We start from the raw sequence: 18105 nt of genomic DNA on the forward strand, positions 1-18105 counted from the left end.
ATTTTCTGCCGATTTCTCGTTACCTGGGCGTCAAATCCGTCCAACACGCCGGCCAACGTCCCCCCGACCGGACTGTCGACCCCGACACGCCGATCCACCAGCACCGCCCCCGCGCCATCCCCCTCAACCGGACCGGACCCGGCAGCGTCCCCTGACGGAAGCGGGTCCACCAGGGCAAGACCGGCGGCATCCCGCGACCGGCACCGGTCGGCCACGGCGGACCCCGCCCCGTTCCCGGATCGCGGCCGGTCAGCCATGGCGGCGCTCCCTTACCGCCGCCGCGAGTACCCGCAGCACCCCCTCCGCACGGTCCACCCCGGACCCGTCCGCGTCCAGCATCAGCCCCGCCACCCCGCGCTCCCCCTCGGCGATCCGCCACGCCCACTCGTCCACGACCCGACGGTCCGCCGCCGTGGCGTCCACGACCAGCCGGGCCGGTCGACCCGCCGAGGCGAGCGCCGCCAACGCGGCCGTGACCCGCCGAGGTGCACTGGAGGGGAGTACCGGATGACAGCCCTGCCCCACCGAACCGTCGCGACCCGGCGCCGGCCGCACCCCCACCGGCATCGGGAACGGCGGCAGCACGCCGGACCGCCCGTCCACAGTCACCCAGGCCGCGTGCGCGAGGTGCACCGTCGCCCCGCGGACCTCCTCGGCGGCGGGGCGGCGCCGGATCTGGGCCCGCAGCCCCGACACACTGAGGCGCCGGTCGAGGGCCGCCGCACGCGCCCCGGTCCGCGCGCCCTCCGGATTCAGCCACCTGTCCAACCCCCGGCTCCGGGGTACCCGGACCCGGGGCGCGTACTCCACGGCCACCGGCAGCCCCCACGCCACCTCCCCGGCGGCCGGCCGCCCCTCGACCCCGATCCGCAGGGCGATGAGCAGGTCCTTCTCCAGCCCCTTGGCGAGACCCGCGAGCCGTGTCGCGTGCTCCCCGACCAAGGCCCGCCCGGGGTCGACGACGACGAACAGCCGGTCGTCGTACCCGTCGAACAGGGCCGCGACCGCCCGTCGGTGCCGCGCGACGGCCGCGCCGTCGACCAGCCCGCTCCGGTCCTCGAAGATCCGCACGCTCCACCAGCCTCTTGAGTTAGTCTCCCCTAACTTAGGGCAGGCTAACTTGTTGCCGGCGCGCTGTCACCCGTGACCCGACCCACAGGCCCCCGGCCCGCCACATCCACCAAGCCGCCAGACCCGAGGCCCCCGAAGCCCCGGGCCAGCGCCCACCCGGCCGGAGACTCCCACCGGCACTCCAGACAGGACAAAGGCCCGCCACCCCCGAGGGGATGACGGGCCCACAGCGCAGGAAGCGCACGGACACCACGGCCCACGCGCGTCCAACGCCCTAGCTGTCCTTCGGCTCCGCCGGCTTGGCCCGCTTCTTCGGCGCCGGCGTCTCCGTCTCCACCGAGGCCGGCGGGTCGATCGACGTCGCCGGACCAGCCGTCATCGCCGTGTCCGTGGGAGTCGGCTGCTTCTCGGGGGCGGTCTCCGCCTCGCTCGGACCGACCGTGCCGTCCAGCAGGTGCGCCAGCGCCGCGCCCGTGATCCGGCGGAACTTGCGCCCCGGCCGGCGGCGGTCCAGCACCGCCACCTCCAACTGTGCGCCCTCCAGCACGCGCGGCTTGCCACCCTCGCCGCCCACGCTGCCCAGCGCCGCCACCGCCAGCTTCAGCGCGTCGGCGAGGGACGCCTCCGGGCTGTGGCTCTGCCGCAGCTTGTTCGAGATGGCCTCCGTGGAGCCGCCCATCGCGATGAAACCGGCCTCGTCACCGACCGAGCCGTCGTACGTCAGCCGGTACAGCTCGTCCGTCTGCGGCGTCGCCCCCACCTGGGCGACGCACACCTCCACCTCGTACGGCTTCGAGGAGTCGGTGAAGATGGCGCCCAGCGTCTGCGCGTACCCGTTGGCCAGGCCCCGGGCGTTCACGTCCCGCCGGTCGTAGGAGTAGCCCCGCAGGTCGGCCATCCGCACCCCGGCCGCGCGCAGGTTCTCGAACTCGTTGTACCGGCCCACGGCGGCGAAGCCGATCCGGTCGTAGATCTCGCTGATCTTGTGCAGGGCCGTCGACGGGTTCTCCGCGACGAACAGCACCCCGCCCTCGTACGTCAGGACGACGACGCTGCGCCCCCGGGAGATGCCCTTGCGGGCGTACTCCGAGCGGTCCCGCATGATCTGCTCGGGTGAGGCATAGAACTGCATAGCCACGGCTGGGCTCCTCTCAGTGAGTCAGGGGTCAGACGGAACGCTGGGCGACGATCGCCTCGGCCAGCGCGGCGGTCTCGGCGTCGCCCAGGCGGTGGGTGCCCTCGGCGGTGGCGGTCATGACGATCGGGAAGATCCGGCGGGAGAGATCCGGCCCACCGGTCGCCGTGTCGTCGTCGGCGGCGTCGTACAGCGCCTCGATGGCCATCGCCTGGGCGTCGGCGATGCTCACGCCCGGCGTGTAGCGCTTCTTCAGCGAGGACTTCGCGAACAGCGAACCCGAACCGATCGCGTGGTAGTCCTTCTCGGCGTAGATGCCGCCGGCCACGTCGTAGCTGAAGATCCGGCCGGCCTTCGCCGGGTCCACCGCGTCGAGGTCGAAGCCGGCGAACAGCGGCACGACCACGAGCCCCTGCATCGCCGCGCCCAGGTTGCCCCGGATCATCGTCGCGAGCCGGTTGGCCTTGCCGTCCAGGGTGAGCGGCGTGCCCTCGATCTTCTCGTAGTGCTCCAGCTCGACCTGGAACAGCTTGATCATTTCCAGGCCCACGCCCGCGGTACCGGCGATGCCGATCAGCGAGTACGCGTCCGCCGGGTAGACCTTCTCGATGTCGCGGCTGGCGATCAGGTTGCCCATGGTCGCGCGCCGGTCACCGGCGAGCACGACCCCACCGGCGGCGGCGATCGCCACGATCGTCGTCGCGTGCGGGGCCATCTCTGCGGCGCTACCGGGCGGCAGGGCCCGACCGCCGGGAAGCATCTCCGGAGCGGCGGCGCTCAGGAACTCGGTGAACGACGAGGACCCCGGAGTGGTGAAGAAAGCTGGAAGACGCCCGGGTGAATCAAATCCCGATGCCACGTGGTCTCCTTCAGATACTCGATCGCCTTGCGGAGGCTGCCGACGTTGTCTTTGAACTGGCCGAGCCCGCCATTGCAGTTGAAGCAAAGGATGCCACGTACGTTACCGAATACATGATCGTGGTCAACGTGCTCGGGGGCCGGCGCACCACAGATCGCACACTGTCCACCCTGCTCGGCGAGCAGGGCGTCGAAGTCCTGCTGGGACATGCCGTAGCGCCGCTTGAGGTGGCGCTCCCGAGTGCTGCCATGGTTCTTCTCGATGTTCTTGCGGGTGCGCTCGTTGTGACACGGCCGGCAATAGCGATCGCGTCCCGAGGACTTTGACCGGTTGAGCGGAAATGCCTCCAGCGACCTGATCTCCTTGCAATCAGGGCACCGCCGGTAGCCATCGGGAAGTTTCTCCCGTTGCTGAACGACCCGGCCTTCCGCCTCAGCGCGCTTCAGCCGACTCGCCGTCGCGCGCTCGTTGAAACAGGGCTTGCAGTAGCTGCCCTTGCCCGAAGGGCGCTTGCTGCTCGCGCAGAAGTCTTCCAGGGGTTTCCACGCGGAACAGTCGCGGCACTGGCGCCGACCGTCCTGGTCCGAAGAAAAATCGGACATATACGCCTATTCCCCCCCTTTCTGCACGTACCCCCTAATGAACTCTTCTGCGTTTTCTTCCAGGACGGAGTCGATCTCGTCCAGGAGGTCGTCGACGTCCTCGCCCATCTTCTCCCGGCGCTCGGCGGCCTCCGGATTCGTCGCTGGCGGCGGGGTGTCGACCTCGTCGTCCTTGCGGTTCTTCCCGGACTGCGACTGCCCACCCGTATCACGTGTAGCCATCGTGATCTCCCTCCTGAGAAGCGTCACTCACCCTAACGCGCCGGTGTGACAAAACAGTCCCCCGGCACGTTCAGACTTGAACTGTTACGCCGGTCCCTTACCGGTCAGCGCCTCAAGGAGGTCCTTGGCGCTCGCACAGCGGTCGAACAGCGCCCCGACATGCTTCTTGGTGCCCCGTTCGGGCTCCAGCATCGGCACCCGGACCAGCGCCTCGCGGCCCACGTCGAAGATGACGGAGTCCCAACTGGCGGCGACGACCTCGGAGTAGTACTGCGCGAGGCAGCGGCCCCGGAAGTACGCCCGGGTGTCCTCCGGGGGCTCGGTGACCGCGCGGGCCACCTCCTCATCGGTGAACAGCCGCTTCATCGAGCCCCGGGCCACCAGCCGGTGGTAGAGGCCCTTCTCGAGCCGCACGTCGGAGTACTGCAGGTCGACGAGCTGGAGCTTGGGGGACGCCCAGGTGAGGCTCTCCCGCTCCCGGTACCCCTCGAGCAGGCGCAGTTTGGCCACCCAGTCCAGGGTGTCCGCGCAGCCCATCAGGTCCGAGCCCAGTCGGGTGAGGATGTCCTCCCAGCGGTCGAGCACGTCGTCGGTCTCCTCGTCGGAGCCCTTGGCGTCCACATAGTTGCGGACCCGCTCGTAGTACGCCCACTGGATGTCGAGGGCTGTCAGGCGGCGGCCGTCGCGGAGCCGTACCCGGTGGGTCAGGGTCGGGTCGTGGCTGATCGCCTTCAGCTCGCCCACCGGGTCGGCGATCGCGAGGTCGCCGGCGAGCGCCTTGTCCTCGATCATGGCCAGGACCAGGGACGTGACGCCGACCTTGAGGAACGTCGCGATCTCGGCGAGGTTGGCGTCGCCGATGATGACGTGCAGCCGCCGGTACTTGTCCGCGTCCGCGTGCGGCTCGTCCCGGGTGTTGATGATGGGCCGCTTCAGCGTGGTCTCCAGCCCGACCTCGACCTCGAAGAAGTCGGCGCGCTGGGTGATCTGGAAGCCGGTGCCGGAGCCGTCCTGGCCGATGCCGACCCGCCCCGCGCCGCAGTAGATCTGCCGGGTGACGAAGAACGGCGTCAGGTACGCCACGATGTCGGCGAACGGGGTGGACCGCTTCATCAGGTAGTTCTCGTGGGAGCCGTAGCTGGCGCCCTTGTTGTCGGTGTTGTTCTTGTACAGGTTGATCGGGGGCGCGCCGGGGATGGTGGCGGCGCGGCGGGCCGCCTCGGCCATGACCCGTTCGCCGGCCTTGTCCCACAGGACGATGGCGCGCGGGCCGGTGACCTCGGGCGTGGAGTACTCCGGGTGGGCGTGGTCGACGTAGAGCCGGGCGCCGTTGGTGAGGATGACGTTGGCAAGGCCGAGGTCCTCGTCGGCGAGGGCTTCCGCCGGGTCGTAGAGGGCGCCGGAGTAGCTGAAGCCCCGGGCGTCGCGCAGGGGCGACTCCTCCTCGTAGTCCCAGCGGGCGCGGCCACCGCGGGTCAGCTCGGGTCGGGCTCCGTAGGCGTTGACGATCTGGGAGGAGGTCACCATGGGGTTGGCCCCGGGTTGTCCCGGCACCGAGATGCCGTACTCCACTTCGGTACCCATCACGCGACGCACACTCATCCGCACACCTCGCCCCTCAATCGGCCGACTCTACGCTGAAGCCTACGGGGATTTAGGAGATTCCATAAGCTCGTAGTGGCGGACAAGCTTCACAGCGTAGGGCTTTTGTGGCCTTACCCTGCCGCTGCGGCACAGAACTCGTTTCCTTCCGGGTCGGCGATCCCGTGGCCGAGCGCCGCTGTCCAGCAAGACTAGCCCGCGTCGGGCGGTGGCGGGCCGGTGACGCGGCGGCCGGGGTCAGGCGGCGAGGTCCCAGTGTCGGCGGTCGCGAAGGGCTGTGACCAGGGCGTGGGTGGTGTCGGGGCCGGCGAAGCCGTCGACGGTGAGCCCGGCGCTGGCCTGGAAGGCGCGCAGGGCGGTGTCGCCGTCGCCGCCGAGGCCGAGGTCGGTGAGCATCCGGTGCACGAGCAGCGGGTCGGCGGGCGGCGCGGCCGTGGTGTCGGCGGCCACCACGCCGGCCAGTGCTGTGCCCATCGCCCGGAACAGCTGTCGCAGGTCGGTCATCACACACCCCTTTTCTTCGGTACCTCCAGGGTGTCCCGGCCCGCGGCGGCCGACATCGGCCCCAGGTCGGCTCCTGTCGTCCCGGGGTGTACTACCTGGGTCGCACGTCCCTCGGGGTTTCCCCTGACCCCGAGACCCCGAGCCGGGTGGACCTGCCGGGTGTGGAGGCGGGCCGGCTGCCCCGTGGCCAGCTGGCGGCCGGCTGGGAGCGCCTGGCGGCCCTGTGGGCCCGCTGGCGGTCGGGTGGGGTCAGTCCGTGGCGAGTCGGGCGTGCAGGTGGTCGTCGTGGCGGGTGCCGTCGGCGGTGCGGTGACCGCCCCGGCGGGTGCCTTCGAGGGCGTAACCGGCGGCGGTGGCGACCCGGCATGCGTCGGGCCGGTCGGCGAGGTGCAGGAACTCGATGCGTTCCAGGCCGAGGGCACCGAAGGCCCAGCGGGTGACGGCGCCGATGGCGTCGGTCTCGATATGCTGGTCGCGGGCCCAGGGGGCGATCCGGTAGCCGAGTTTGGCGGTGCCCCAGGTCTGGTCGATGCGGAACAGGTGCACCATGCCGAGCAGGTTGCCCTCGGTGATCTCCAGGATCGAGAGGGTGATCTGGTCTCCGGCGGACCAGTCGCCGAGGCGCTGGCACCAGGCGGTGGCGGTGGCCTCGTCGGTGACGCCGGGGGCGGGGTCGACGGCGGGGTCCTGGAGCATCCGCCAGGCGGCGGGGCCTTCGGGGGCGTGCGGGGGCCGGAGCTGGAGGTTCCCGGCGACGATCTCGACGGGGTCGATGGCTGCCATGGCGGTCATCATGCCCGACGTCCCGCCAGCCCCGCCGCCCGTGGCGATCGCACGGCCGTCGCGGCTTCGTGCACGGTGGCGGCTACCGGGGGTGCCTGAAGATCACGAGGACGCCGCCGGCGGCCCCGCCACGGATGTGCCGCGATGCAGGGTCAGTGACGCAGCGTAATCAAATGATGTTTTTGGGGGGTTGATCTTGGGTGTGCCGACGGCCCGGTCACGTGGGTGACCGGGCCGTCGCGGAAGTGCTACAGGTACTGACCGGTGTTGCTGGCCGTCTCGATCGAGCGGCCGGCGTCGGCGCCCTTGCCTCCGGAGACGAGCGTGCGGATGTAGACGATCCGCTCGCCCTTCTTGCCGGAGATCCGGGCCCAGTCGTCGGGGTTGGTGGTGTTGGGCAGGTCCTCGTTCTCGCGGAACTCGTCGACGCAGGCGTCGAGCAGGTGCTGCAGGCGCAGCCCCTTCTTGCCGGAGGACAGGAAGTTCTTGATGGCCATCTTCTTGCCGCGGTCCACGATGTTCTGGATCATGGCGCCGGAGTTGAAGTCCTTGAAGTACAGGACCTCCTTGTCACCGTTGGCGTAGGTGACCTCGAGGAAGCGGTTCTCCTCCGTCTCCGTGTACATCCGCTCGACGACGGCCTGGATCATGCCCGCGACCGTGGCGTCACGGGACGCGCCGTGCTCGGCGAGGTCGTCGTCGTGCAGCGGCAGGGTGTCCAGGATGTACTTCGAGAAGATGTCCTTGGCCGACTCGGCGTCCGGGCGCTCGATCTTGATCTTCACGTCGAGCCGGCCGGGGCGCAGGATGGCCGGGTCGATCATGTCCTCGCGGTTGGAGGCACCGATCACGATCACGTTCTCCAGGCCCTCCACGCCGTCGATCTCGCTCAACAGCTGGGGGACGATCGTGTTCTCCACGTCGGAGGAGACCCCGGATCCGCGGGTGCGGAAGATGGAGTCCATCTCGTCGAAGAACACGATGACCGGCGTGCCCTCGCTGGCCTTCTCCCGGGCGCGCTGGAAGATGAGCCGGATGTGCCGCTCGGTCTCGCCGACGTACTTGTTCAGCAGCTCGGGACCCTTGATGTTGAGGAAGAAGCTGGTGTGCTTCTCCTCGCCCCGCAGCTCGGCGATCTTCTTGGCCAGCGAGTTGGCCACCGCCTTGGCGATCAGGGTCTTGCCGCAGCCGGGCGGCCCGTAGAGCAGGACACCCTTCGGCGGGCGCAGCTGGTGCTCCCGGAACAGCTCGGCGTGCAGGAACGGCAGCTCCACGGCGTCGCGGATCTGCTCGATCTGACGGTCGAGGCCTCCGATGTCGCTGTAGTCGATGTCGGGGACCTCTTCGAGGACGAGCTCCTCGACCTCGCTCTTGGGGACCCGCTCGTACGCGTACGCGGCGCGCGGCTCCACCAGCAGGGAGTCGCCGGGGCGCAGGTGCGTGCCGATCAGCGTCTCCGCGAGGTGGACGACCCGTTCCTCGTCCGCGTGGGACATCACGAGTGCCCGGTCGCCGCCCTCAAGGATCTCCTTGAGCGAGACGACCTCGCCGGCGCGCTCGAACCCGAGCGCCTCGACGACGTTGAGCGCGTCGTTGAGCAGCACTTCCTGCCCGCGGCGCAACTTGTCGAGCTCAATGGACGGTGACACCACGACCCGCAGTTTGCGGCCGCCGGTGAAGACGTCCACCGTGTCATCGTCGTAGCGACCCAGGAATACGCCGTATCCACTGGGCGGCTGGGCCAGTCGGTCGATTTCCTCTTTGAGCGTGATGATCTGTTCGCGCGCGTCCTTGAGCGTTGCGACCAGTCGCTCGTTCTGCTCCGATGACCGCTGCAACTGGGCCTGGGTGGCGGCGAGCCGCTCTTCCAGGAGCCTCAGGTGCCGTGGACCATCCGTCAGCTTGCGCCGAAGTAGCGCGAGCTCCTCCTGGAGGAACTCGACCTGCGTGGAGAGGTCCTGCGCCTCCTGCTCCCACCGCTCGGCGCGCGCGTCAGCATCTTCGTTTCGTGCCACGTCCCACCTCCCCGGGCTTGACGTCGTGTTCTCCACACTAACGGTTGTGGGACCAAAATCGATCCCCCTGATCCGGCGATTCCCGACCCGTTACGGCGAAGTAGGGTGGGGCCGTATGGCCAGAAGTTGGCCGAGGGGGAGGAAGCACGATGTCAGAGCTGCGGGTCTGGGTCGATCAGGATCTGTGCACCGGTGACGGCCTGTGCGTGCAGTACGCGCCGCAAGTCTTCGAATTCGATGTCGACGGCCTCGCGTACGTGAAAAATGACAGCGGAGAGTTGCAGCTCGACCCCGGAGTGCGAGTGGGGGTCCCGGATCACCTGAAGCTGGACGTCATCGACGCCGCCAAGGAGTGCCCGGGGGACTGTATATATGTCCACCGCGTCGATGACGACGTCGTGGTGGCCGGCCCTGGGGCGGAGGGCTAGACCGCGATTGCGGACGATCCGGCGCGGAGGACCACCTCCGCGCCGGTCCTGTTTTCCCAGCTAGAACGCCCCGATGGCGCGTGCCGCGCCCGGCTAGAACGCCCCACGCCCGGTTAGAACGCCCCGCGCCCGGTGAGCTGTCCCAACAGGTGGGCGAACTGTTCCAGGCGGTCCATCTGCCCGGCCCCGCCGTCCGTGACGGTCTTGCCGAACCGCAGCGAGTCGTGCCGGATCGGGGTGGGCTCGCCGGCCTCGGCGATGGCGCCGGCCTCGTCGAGGGAGCTGAGCAGCACGTACACGTCGACGCCCTCCCTGCGGATCGCGCCACTGGGCTCGCGGAAGAGCCGGCGACGGTAGCCGACCTCCGTGACCGCCGACAGCGGGATGACCCGGACGGCCGAGGTCATCGAGCCGGGCGGGCCCTCCTCCTCCGGCAGGTCCTCGCCGTGCCAGAGCAGCAGCCGGTGGCCGTCGCAGATGGCGGCCTCCTGCCAGACGGCGTTGAACTCGTTGACGAACCGCTCCAGGGTGAACCCGAGCACGGTCGCGCCGACCAGGAGCGGCTCGACGGCGGCGAGGGCCACGTCGGGGTCGCGCAGATAGGCGCGGGCCGCGACGTCCAGCTCCTGGTACGGGGACCAGTCCGGGAAGATCGCCAGGTCGTCACTCAACGGTTTCAGTCCCCTTTTGCGCGGCCTTGCGGGCCTGGTACGCCTCGATGCCCTTGCTCGGCTTGCGTCGCCGGACCGGCGCGGTGACGCCCGGGGCCAGCTTGCGGGCCGTGACCAGGAAGGCGGTGTGCGCGATCATCCGGTGTTCCGGGCGCACGGCCAGGCCCTCCAGGTGCCAGTCGCGGATCATGCTCTCCCAGGCGTGCGGCTCGGTCCAGCCGCCGCGCTCCCGGAGCGCCTCACACAATTCGGACAACTGTGTCGTTGTCGCAACGTACCCAATCAGGACGCCGCCGGGGATGATCGCCTTCTCGACCATGTCGAGCATCTCCCACGGCGTGAGCATGTCGAGGATGACCCGGTCGATGTCGTTGCCGTCGAAGCCGGCCACGTCGCCGAGCCGCAGATCCCAGGTGGGCTGGGGGCCGCCGAGGAAGTTCTCGACGTTGCGCTGGGCGATCGCCAGGAAGTCCTCGCGCATCTCGTAGGAGATCAGCCGGCCGGAGGGGCCGATCGCCCGGAGCAGGGAGCAGCTCAGGGCGCCGGAGCCGGCGCCTGCCTCCAGGACGCGCGCGCCGGGGAAGATGTCGCCGAGGGCGACGATCTGGGCGGCGTCCTTCGGGTAGATCACCTGGGCGCCACGGGGCATGCTCAGCACGTAGTCGGCGAGCAGGGGGCGCAGGGCCAGGTAGGCGGTGCCGCTGACCGACGTGAACACCGAGCCCTCGGGGCTGCCCAGGATCTCGTCGTGGCTGAGCGCTCCGCGGTGGGTGTGGAACTCCTTGCCGGGTTCCAGCACGATCGTGTGCATCCGACCCTTGGGGTCGGTGAGCTGCACCCGGTCGCCGGGGCGGAACGGTCCACGCGGCTGCATCACTTGCGTTGTCTCCTCGGTTCGAGCAGGAAGGCGAGGTCCTCGGTTCGCAGGACCCCCACGACATCCTGCCCGGCGGTCACCAGGTACTCACCGGCCGGGTTGCTCCGCACGGCGTCGGCCACGGACTCGCCGTCCAGATCGATCGACAGGTGTCGCACGGTGGCGATGTCGCGGGCGGCGAGGTCGACGGCCATCCAGGGGCTGCGGTGCGCGGGGACGGCGTGCGCCGCCGGCCACCGGACCAGGGCCACCGGCCGCTCCCGCCCGTCGAGGATCATGATGCCGCCGGCCTCGGCCTCCCCCGCCCGGCGCAGTGCCTCGGCGATCGGCGTGCCGGTGGCGACCGTGATCAACGGCCGGACCAGCTCCGCCAGCCGGATCTCCGGCACCCGGCGCAGGATCGCGCCCAGCCGGATCGCCGCGGACGCCCCGGACCACAGGACGGACACGACCAGCACCGTGAACACGATCCCGACCGTGGTCAGCCGGCCGGTCACCGCCCCGGCCACCGCCAGGGCCCCGAGCAGCACCGCGACCACCCGTCCGGCCCAGCCGGCGACCACGCTGCCGGTGTGCCGGTCGCCGGTCGCCGACCAGACCACGGCGCGCAGCGCCCGCCCGCCGTCCAGCGGCAGGCCGGGCAGCAGGTTGAGGACGGCGATCAGCAGGTTGCTCAGGGCCAGCTGGAAGGCCAGTTCCCGGCCGATGGTGCCGGGGTCGGTCAGCGCGAACAGGGCCACGCCCAGGCCGCCGAGCGCCAGGGACACGGCCGGGCCGGCGAGGGAGACGAGGAGTTCGGCGCGCGGGCGGGGCGCCTCGGTGTCCATCTCCGTGTACCCGCCGAGCAGTTCCAGGGTGATCCCGCGCACCCCGATCCCCGACCGCAGGCTCACCACGGCGTGCCCCAGCTCGTGCAGGAACACGGACAGGAGCAGGGCCAGGACGAAGACCAGCGCGATCAGGTACGGCGCCGGGCCGGTGAGCCGCGGCAGATGGCCCCGGACCACGGAGCCGTACGCCACGGTGACCACGGCGGCGAACACCAGCCAGGAGGCGTGCACGTACACCGGGACGCCCAGGACGGAGCCCACCCGGAGCGCTGCCGTCCGTCGTTGTCGACTCACCGCTCCGATGCTACGTGTCGGGGGTGTCCCATACTCTTGACGGCATGACGACGACCGAGCACGCGGAGCCACGACGGGTCGCCCTGTCGCCGTCGCGGGCCGCCGACTTCAAGACGTGTCCGCTGCTCTACCGGCTGCGGGCCATCGACCGGCTGCCCGAGCTGCCCACGCCGGAGATGGCCAGGGGCACCCTGGTGCACTCGGTGCTGGAGCACCTCTTCGATCTGCCTCCGGCTGAGCGCACGCCGGAGCGGGCGGCGGAGATGGTCGCCCCGGAGTGGTCCCGGATGAGCGGGGAGGCCCCGGACCTGGCGGCCCTGTTCGACGGCGGCGAGGCACCGGCGGAGTGGCTGGCGTCGGCGGAGGAGCTGCTCGGGGGCTACTTCACCCTGGAGGACCCGACCCGGCTGGAGCCGGCCGAGCGGGAGAGCATGATCGAGGCCGAGCTGCCCTCCGGGCTGCTGCTGCGCGGCTTCATCGACCGCCTCGACGCCTCCCCCGCCGGTGATCTGCGGGTCGTCGACTACAAGACCGGCAGCGCGCCCCGGGAGGCGTTCGAGGCCAAGGCCCTGTTCCAGCTCAAGTTCTACGCGCTGATGCTGCTGCGCACCCGGGGCGTCGTGCCCCGGGCGCTGCGGCTGCTGTATCTGCGCGACCGGGCGGTGTGCGACTACACCCCGGACGGGGCCGAGGAGCTGGAGCGGTTCGAGCGCAACCTGGAGGCCCTGTGGCGGGCCATCACCACCGCCACGGAGAACCGGGACTTCCGGCCCCAGCCGAGCAAGCTGTGCGGCTGGTGCCGGCACCAGGCCCACTGCCCGGAGTTCGGCGGCACCCCGCCGCCCTGGCCCGAGCAGCCCGGGCCCACGCCGTGATCGGCAAGTGGCTGCGTGCCCACCCGCTGGCGGCGGACTCGGCGCTGGCCGCGTCGCTCGGCCTGTTCGCGGTGCTGGGTGGGCTGGTGTCCCCGCCGGAGTTCCGGACGGACAATCCGGTGTGGCTGACGGTTATCTGGTCGGCCGTCGCGGTGGTGCCGATCGCCGTGCGCCGCCGGTGGCTGGTGCCGGGACTGGTGGCGACCGTGGCGATGTGCCTGGTGTCGCAGCTGCACCTGATGTCGGGCGCGGAGTCGTACTCGCTGATGGTGCTCACGTACACGATGGCGGCCTACTGGTCCCTGCGCCGCGCGCTCCTGGTCGCCGTCCCGGTCTGGGCCGGCATCATGGTGTTCTACGTGGTGCTGCACCACTACGGGGTCGTCGAGCAGCAGGCCTGGTTCAGCTCCCCCGAGCTGTTGTTCTTCTCCAACTCGGCCGTGTTGACGTTCACGCTGCTGATCGGCCGGCTGAACAAGACCCGCCGGCTCGTGGAGTCCGACCTGCGGGAGCGGACCAGGATCGCGGAGACCACCCGCCAGGCCCTCGCGGACCAGGCCGTGGCCGACGAGCGGCGTCGGATCGCCCGGGAGCTGCACGACGTGGTGGCCCACCACGTGAGCGTGATGGGCATCCTGGCCACCGGGGCCCGCCGGTCGATGGCGACGAACCCGGCGGCGGCCGACGCGGCGCTGAGCACGATCGAGGAGACCGGGCGCACGACCCTGCGGGAGCTGCGCCGGCTGCTGAACATCATGCGCACCGACGACGACGGGGCCGACCTGGCCCCGCAGCCGAGTCTGGCCGGGGTGGAGTCGCTGATCGAGCAGTTGCGCGAGGCGGGGCTGCCGGTGCGGCTGGAGGTGCTCGGCGAGCCGTACGACCTGGATCCCGGGGTCGCGTTGACGATCTACCGGATCGTGCAGGAGGCGCTGACGAACACGCTCAAGCACGCCGGGCCGGCCACGGCCGAGGTGCGGTTGACGTTCGGGGACGAGGCCGTGGAGGTCGAGGCGACCGACGACGGGCGCGGGCCGTCGGTGCGGCCGAACGTGGCCGGGCACGGCCTGGTCGGGGTCCGCGAGCGGGTCGCGCTGTACGGCGGACAGCTGCGGCTCGGCCCCCGTCCGGGTGGCGGATTCCGGATAGCGGCCAGCATCCCCATGGACCGACCAGGTAGCGTCACTGAACGTGAATAGCGGTCAGCTCCCGGTCCGAGTCCTGCTCGTCGACGACCAGCCCCTGCTGCGCACGGGGTTCCGCATGGTGCTGGGTGCGGAGAGTGATCTGGACATCGTCGGCGAGGCCGGCGACGGCGCGGAGGCGGTGGACCTGGCCCGCCGGCTGCTGCCGGACGTGGTGCTGATGGACATCCGGATGCCCCGGATGGACGGGGTGGCGGCGACGAAGGCGATCGTGGACGCCCGGCTGCCGGTCCGGGTGCTGATCCTGACGACGTTCGACCTGGACGAGTACGTGGTGAGCGCGCTGCGCGCCGGGGCCAGCGGTTTCCTGGCCAAGGACGTGCCGGCCGAAGACCTGGTGTCGGCGATCCGCACGGTGGCGGCCGGCGAGGCCGTGGTGGCCCCGCGCCTGTTGCGCCGGCTCCTCGACCAGGTCGTGGAACACCTGCCCGACCCGAACATGAACCCGACGAAGGCTCTGAGCGCCCTCACGGAGCGTGAGCGGGAGGTGCTGGGGCTGATGGCCCGGGGGCTGTCGAACGCGGAGATCGCGAAGGAGTTGTCCGTGTCGGAGACGACGGTGAAGACCCACGTCGGCCACGTGCTGACCAAGCTCAATCTCCGGGACCGGGTGCAGGCCGTGGTCCTCGCGTACGAGTCGGGTCTCATCCGCCCCAACGCGTAGATCGTCTCGTCCCCTGGGGGGAGCCCGAAACATTCCGGAGCACGACTCGCCCGGCTGATCGGCCGCCTACTGTCACTCTTAGATACCTCCGCCACGGGGATAAAAGGGGACAGCAGTGACTTCAGCGGTAAAGTCGGTCGCGGCGCGTGCGTCCGATGTGTGGAAGGTGTACGGGCAGGGCGAGGCGCAGGTGATCGCGTTGCGGGGCATCAACGTGGAGCTGGCGCAGGGGCAGTTCACGGCGATCATGGGTCCGTCGGGGTCGGGTAAGTCGACGTTGATGCACTGTCTGGCGGGTTTGGACACGGTGACCCGTGGTGATCTGTTCGTGGGTGACACCCAGGTCAACAAGCTGTCGGACAGCGGGTTGACGAAGTTGCGCCGGGACAAGATCGGTTTCATCTTCCAGCAGTTCAACCTGCTGCCCACCCTCACGGCGGAGGAGAACATTCTGCTGCCGTTGTCGATCGCCGGCCGTAAACCCGATCAGGCCTGGTACGACACGGTCATCAAGACCGTCGGGCTCGAGGACCGCCTCAAGCACAAGCCCACCGAACTGTCGGGCGGTCAGCAGCAGCGCGTGGCGTGCGCCCGCGCCCTCGTCTCCCGCCCCGATGTGATCTTCGCCGACGAACCCACCGGAAACCTCGACTCACGCTCCGGTGCTGAGGTCCTCAACTTCCTGCGCAACTCCGTGCGCGACTTCGGCCAGACCATCGTCATGGTCACCCACGACCCCACCGCCGCCTCCTACGCCGACCGGGTCATCTTCCTCGCCGACGGCCAGATCGTCGACGAACTCCTCGAACCCACCGTCGACCAGGTCCACGACAAACTCAAGAGCCTGGACCCCCACGCCCACAGCGGTGACGTCTGATGCTCAAAGCAACCCTGAAAAGCCTCCTGTCCCGCAAACTCCGACTCGTCCTGTCAGCACTCGCCGTCGTCCTCGGCGTCATGTTCGTCTCCGGCTCCTTCGTGCTGACCGACACCCTGGGCAAGTCCTTCGACGGGCTGTTCTCCTCGGCGTTCTCCGCCATCGACGTGCAGGTGGCCCCGAAGGCGAAGCCGGCCGACAACGGCCAGCAGTCGGTGGACACCGTGCCGGCGTCCGTGGTGGACCAGGTCCGCTCCACGTCGGGAGTGAAGAAGGCCGAGGGCCAGGTCTTCGTCGACGGCGCCAAGGTGATCGGCAAGAACAACAAGCTGATCCCCGGCAGCGTGCGGTTCGGCACGAACTGGATCGACGGCGCGGCCATCGTGGAGATGCGCGAGGGCGTCAGCCCGAAGGTGGACGACGAGATCGTCGTCAACAAGCTGCTGGCTGACGCGTCCGGCTACAAGGTCGGCGACTCGGTGCAGGTGCTGACGCCGTTCCAACCGAAGAAGGCGTACAAGATCGTCGGGGTGTTCGGGTACACCGGCGCCCGGGACTCGCTGCTCGGCGAGCAGACGGTCGCGTTCACCACGAAGGCCGCCCAGGAGAACATGCTGGGCAAGACCGGGGTGTTCAACTCGATCGAGGTGCAGGCCACCTCCGGGGTGAAGCCGGAGAAGGTCCGCGACGACCTGCGCGCGGCCCTCGGCGACAACTACGCGGTGAAGACCGGCAAGGAGCTCACGAAGGAGCAGACGGACCAGGTCCAGAAGGGTCTGAGCTTCTTCAACTACATCCTGCTGGGCTTCGCGGCGGTGTCGCTGCTGGTCGGCATCTTCCTGATCGTGAACACGTTCTCGATCATCGTGGCGCAGCGGACCCGGGAACTGGCCCTGATGCGGGCCCTGGGTGCGAGCGGCGGCCAGGTGATCAACTCGGTGATCATCGAGGCGCTGGTCATCGGCCTGATCGCCTCGATCCTCGGCCTCGCCGCCGGTGTCGGGGTGGGCGCGCTGCTGATCCTCGCGATCGGCTCGGGCTTCGGCGGCATCTCGCTGAGCACCCTGACCGTGCCGACGAGCGCCGTCATCGCCGCCTTCGCCGTCGGCATCCTGGTCACCCTGGTCGCGGCCGTCGTGCCGGCTGTCCGGGCCTCCCGGATCCCGCCGATCGCCGCCATGCGCGACGCGGTCAACGTCAGTAAGCCGCTGACCAAGCTGACCATCTTCGGCGGCGTGGTCACCGCGCTGGGCGTGGCCGGGCTGTGGTGGGCGCTGTCGGGTTCGGCCAAGGGCGGGGCGTTCGGGCTCGCGCTCGGCGGCGGCCTGCTGCTGTCGTTCGTCGGCGTGGCGCTGCTCACCCCGATGATCGGCAAGCCGGTGGTCTCGCTGCTGGCGCTGCCGTTCTCCTGGTCGATGCCGGGCAAGCTGGGTCGGGGCAACTCGTCCCGCAACCCGCGTCGGACCGCGATCACGGCCGCCGCCCTCATGATCGGCATCGCGCTGATCACCGGCGTGAGCGTGGTGCTGACCTCGCTGAAGGCCACCATCACCAAGAGCCTGGACACCGGGATGTCCGCCGAGCTGATCGTCTCGGGCGAGCAGACCGGGCCGACGCCGCCCACGTTCGAGACGGCGGCCCTGCCGAAGATCAAGTCGATCGCCGGCGTGCACGGCGTCACCGGGGTGTACTTCGACCAGGTGACCGCGAACGACAAGGACGCGATCGCCGGCGTGTACAGCGACCTGCCGACCGCCGTCGACGTTCTGAAGATCAAGACGACGGCCGGCACCGTGGGCACCCTGGCTCCCGGCGAGGTGCTGACCAGCGCCAAGCACGCCAAGGACGACAACCTGTCCATCGGCAGCACCGTGAAGCTGCAGGGCGTGAAGGGCGATCCGGTCAGCTACAAGGTGGCCGGCATCTACGCCGACAACGACCTCCTGCGCAACTTCACGTACCTGCTGCCCACCGGTGCGGTGGACAACTTCCGGATCCCCAACCCGGTGCAGGCGTACGTCAAGCTCGACGACGGCGCCAAGGTGGCCACGGTCAAGGCCGAGGTGGACAAGGTCCTGGCCGACAGCCCCGAGGTCACGGTCACCGACCGCAGCTCCTTCGTGGAGCAGCAGACCAAGGGCCTGGACAGCCTGATCGTGATCATCCAGATCCTGCTGTCGCTGGCGATCATCATCGCGGTCCTCGGGGTCATCAACACCCTGGCCCTGTCGATGATCGAGCGCACGAAGGAACTCGGCCTGCTCCGCGCCGTCGGCATGGGGAGGGCCCAGATGATGGGGATGGTCACCGTCGAATCGGTGGTGATCTCGGTGTTCGGCGCGCTGCTGGGCATCGGCGTCGGCGTGGCGCTGGGCGCCGCCATCGTCCGGGCGCTCAAGGACCAGGGCTTCAGCAGCTTCGCGCTGCCGTGGGGCCAGATGATCGGGTACCTGATCTTCGCAGCGGTCATCGGCGTCATCGCCGCCGTGATCCCGGCGATCCGGGCCGCGCGGACCGACGTGCTGAAGGCCATCTCCTACGAGTAGCCGCCCAGTGAAAGGGGGCCCCACCATCCGGTGGGGCCCCCTTTT

General features: G+C 69.9%; 18 protein-coding genes. 6 read left to right on the forward strand and 12 right to left on the reverse strand.

Translation table 11 applies throughout. The features are described from left to right. Positions 1–249: 249 nt before the first annotated feature. The 9 genes from IW245_RS18580 to arc all read right to left on the reverse strand — a co-directional run bounded on the left by IW245_RS18580 (position 250) and on the right by arc (position 8793). Positions 250–1071 carry a hypothetical protein gene (locus tag IW245_RS18580; protein ID WP_197004449.1) on the reverse strand — a complete coding sequence of 274 codons (822 nt, stop codon included), beginning with the start codon at positions 1069–1071 and terminating at the stop codon, positions 250–252. Between the two features lie 274 nt (positions 1072–1345). Next, on the reverse strand, positions 1346–2209 hold the full coding sequence (gene prcA, locus IW245_RS18585) for a proteasome subunit alpha (protein ID WP_197004450.1): 864 nt from the start codon (positions 2207–2209) through the stop codon (positions 1346–1348). 28 nt (positions 2210–2237) lie between these two features. After that, positions 2238–3065, reverse strand: a complete 828-nt coding sequence (gene prcB, locus IW245_RS18590) for a proteasome subunit beta (RefSeq protein WP_197004451.1) — start codon at positions 3063–3065, stop codon at positions 2238–2240. Further along, positions 2984–3667 (reverse strand): endonuclease VII domain-containing protein, encoded by a 684-nt coding sequence (locus tag IW245_RS18595; protein ID WP_197004452.1) that lies wholly within the window; start codon positions 3665–3667, stop codon positions 2984–2986. The genes prcB and IW245_RS18595 overlap by 82 nt, the downstream gene beginning before the upstream one ends. Before the next feature lie 6 nt (positions 3668–3673). Continuing rightward, on the reverse strand, positions 3674–3889 hold the full coding sequence (locus IW245_RS18600; protein WP_197004453.1) for a ubiquitin-like protein Pup: 216 nt from the start codon (positions 3887–3889) through the stop codon (positions 3674–3676). Positions 3890–3973: 84 nt separating this feature from the next. Beyond that, positions 3974–5491: a depupylase/deamidase Dop gene (dop, locus tag IW245_RS18605; protein ID WP_372445183.1), complete on the reverse strand. Its 1518-nt coding sequence runs from the start codon at positions 5489–5491 to the stop codon at positions 3974–3976. Between the two features lie 237 nt (positions 5492–5728). Beyond that, entirely contained in the window at positions 5729–5995 is a 267-nt protein-coding gene (locus IW245_RS18610) for a peptidoglycan-binding protein (protein ID WP_197004454.1), read from the reverse strand. Positions 5996–6244: 249 nt separating this feature from the next. Then, a complete protein-coding gene (locus IW245_RS18615) occupies positions 6245–6778 on the reverse strand; it encodes a GNAT family N-acetyltransferase (RefSeq protein WP_197004455.1) in 534 nt (177 codons plus the stop codon). Between the two features lie 248 nt (positions 6779–7026). Further along, positions 7027–8793, reverse strand: a complete 1767-nt coding sequence (arc, locus tag IW245_RS18620) for a proteasome ATPase (protein ID WP_197004456.1) — start codon at positions 8791–8793, stop codon at positions 7027–7029. A gap of 149 nt (positions 8794–8942) precedes the next feature. On the opposite strand from arc, the gene IW245_RS18625 reads away from it, so the two are divergent. Continuing rightward, positions 8943–9221, forward strand: coding sequence for a ferredoxin (locus tag IW245_RS18625; protein ID WP_197004457.1), 279 nt, complete (start codon positions 8943–8945; stop codon positions 9219–9221). Positions 9222–9334: 113 nt separating this feature from the next. Here IW245_RS18625 and IW245_RS18630 read toward each other — a convergent pair whose 3' ends face one another. The 3 genes from IW245_RS18630 to IW245_RS18640 are packed head-to-tail and all read right to left on the reverse strand — an operon-like array spanning position 9335 to position 11893. Further along, entirely contained in the window at positions 9335–9892 is a 558-nt protein-coding gene (locus IW245_RS18630; protein WP_197004458.1) for a hypothetical protein, read from the reverse strand. After that, positions 9885–10766 carry a tRNA (adenine-N1)-methyltransferase gene (locus IW245_RS18635; protein WP_197004459.1) on the reverse strand — a complete coding sequence of 294 codons (882 nt, stop codon included), beginning with the start codon at positions 10764–10766 and terminating at the stop codon, positions 9885–9887. The genes IW245_RS18630 and IW245_RS18635 overlap by 8 nt, the downstream gene beginning before the upstream one ends. Next, positions 10766–11893 carry a site-2 protease family protein gene (locus IW245_RS18640; RefSeq protein ID WP_197004460.1) on the reverse strand — a complete coding sequence of 376 codons (1128 nt, stop codon included), beginning with the start codon at positions 11891–11893 and terminating at the stop codon, positions 10766–10768. The genes IW245_RS18635 and IW245_RS18640 overlap by 1 nt, the downstream gene beginning before the upstream one ends. Before the next feature lie 44 nt (positions 11894–11937). On the opposite strand from IW245_RS18640, the gene IW245_RS18645 reads away from it, so the two are divergent. From IW245_RS18645 to IW245_RS18665, 5 genes are all read left to right on the forward strand, one after another. After that, the gene (locus IW245_RS18645) at positions 11938–12768 is read left to right on the forward strand and encodes a RecB family exonuclease (protein ID WP_197004461.1); all 831 of its coding nucleotides are present in this window, start codon (positions 11938–11940) and stop codon (positions 12766–12768) included. Continuing rightward, complete coding sequence (locus tag IW245_RS18650; RefSeq protein WP_233473085.1) at positions 12690–13967, forward strand: sensor histidine kinase; 1278 nt, start codon at positions 12690–12692, stop codon at positions 13965–13967. The genes IW245_RS18645 and IW245_RS18650 overlap by 79 nt, the downstream gene beginning before the upstream one ends. Continuing rightward, positions 13960–14637 carry a response regulator gene (locus IW245_RS18655; RefSeq protein WP_197004462.1) on the forward strand — a complete coding sequence of 226 codons (678 nt, stop codon included), beginning with the start codon at positions 13960–13962 and terminating at the stop codon, positions 14635–14637. The genes IW245_RS18650 and IW245_RS18655 overlap by 8 nt, the downstream gene beginning before the upstream one ends. A gap of 115 nt (positions 14638–14752) precedes the next feature. Beyond that, complete coding sequence (locus tag IW245_RS18660) at positions 14753–15514, forward strand: ABC transporter ATP-binding protein (protein WP_197004463.1); 762 nt, start codon at positions 14753–14755, stop codon at positions 15512–15514. After that, positions 15514–18060, forward strand: a complete 2547-nt coding sequence (locus tag IW245_RS18665; protein ID WP_197004464.1) for an ABC transporter permease — start codon at positions 15514–15516, stop codon at positions 18058–18060. Before IW245_RS18660 ends, IW245_RS18665 begins: the two co-directional genes overlap by 1 nt. Positions 18061–18105: the final 45 nt, after the last annotated feature.

The sequence above is a fragment of the Longispora fulva genome (assembly GCF_015751905.1).
Classification (GTDB): domain Bacteria; phylum Actinomycetota; class Actinomycetes; order Mycobacteriales; family Micromonosporaceae; genus Longispora; species Longispora fulva.

Coding starts and splice junctions, on each gene's coding strand:
- IW245_RS18625 (WP_197004457.1), top strand. CDS start 8,943: ATGTCAGAGCTGCGGGTCTGGGTCGATCAGGATCTGTGCACCGGTGAC.
- IW245_RS18600 (WP_197004453.1), bottom strand. CDS start 3,889: ATGGCTACACGTGATACGGGTGGGCAGTCGCAGTCCGGGAAGAACCGC.
- IW245_RS18635 (WP_197004459.1), bottom strand. CDS start 10,766: ATGCAGCCGCGTGGACCGTTCCGCCCCGGCGACCGGGTGCAGCTCACC.
- IW245_RS18595 (WP_197004452.1), bottom strand. CDS start 3,667: ATGTCCGATTTTTCTTCGGACCAGGACGGTCGGCGCCAGTGCCGCGAC.
- IW245_RS18665 (WP_197004464.1), top strand. CDS start 15,514: ATGCTCAAAGCAACCCTGAAAAGCCTCCTGTCCCGCAAACTCCGACTC.
- dop (WP_372445183.1), bottom strand. CDS start 5,491: ATGAGTGTGCGTCGCGTGATGGGTACCGAAGTGGAGTACGGCATCTCG.
- IW245_RS18645 (WP_197004461.1), top strand. CDS start 11,938: ATGACGACGACCGAGCACGCGGAGCCACGACGGGTCGCCCTGTCGCCG.
- IW245_RS18615 (WP_197004455.1), bottom strand. CDS start 6,778: ATGGCAGCCATCGACCCCGTCGAGATCGTCGCCGGGAACCTCCAGCTC.
- IW245_RS18610 (WP_197004454.1), bottom strand. CDS start 5,995: ATGACCGACCTGCGACAGCTGTTCCGGGCGATGGGCACAGCACTGGCC.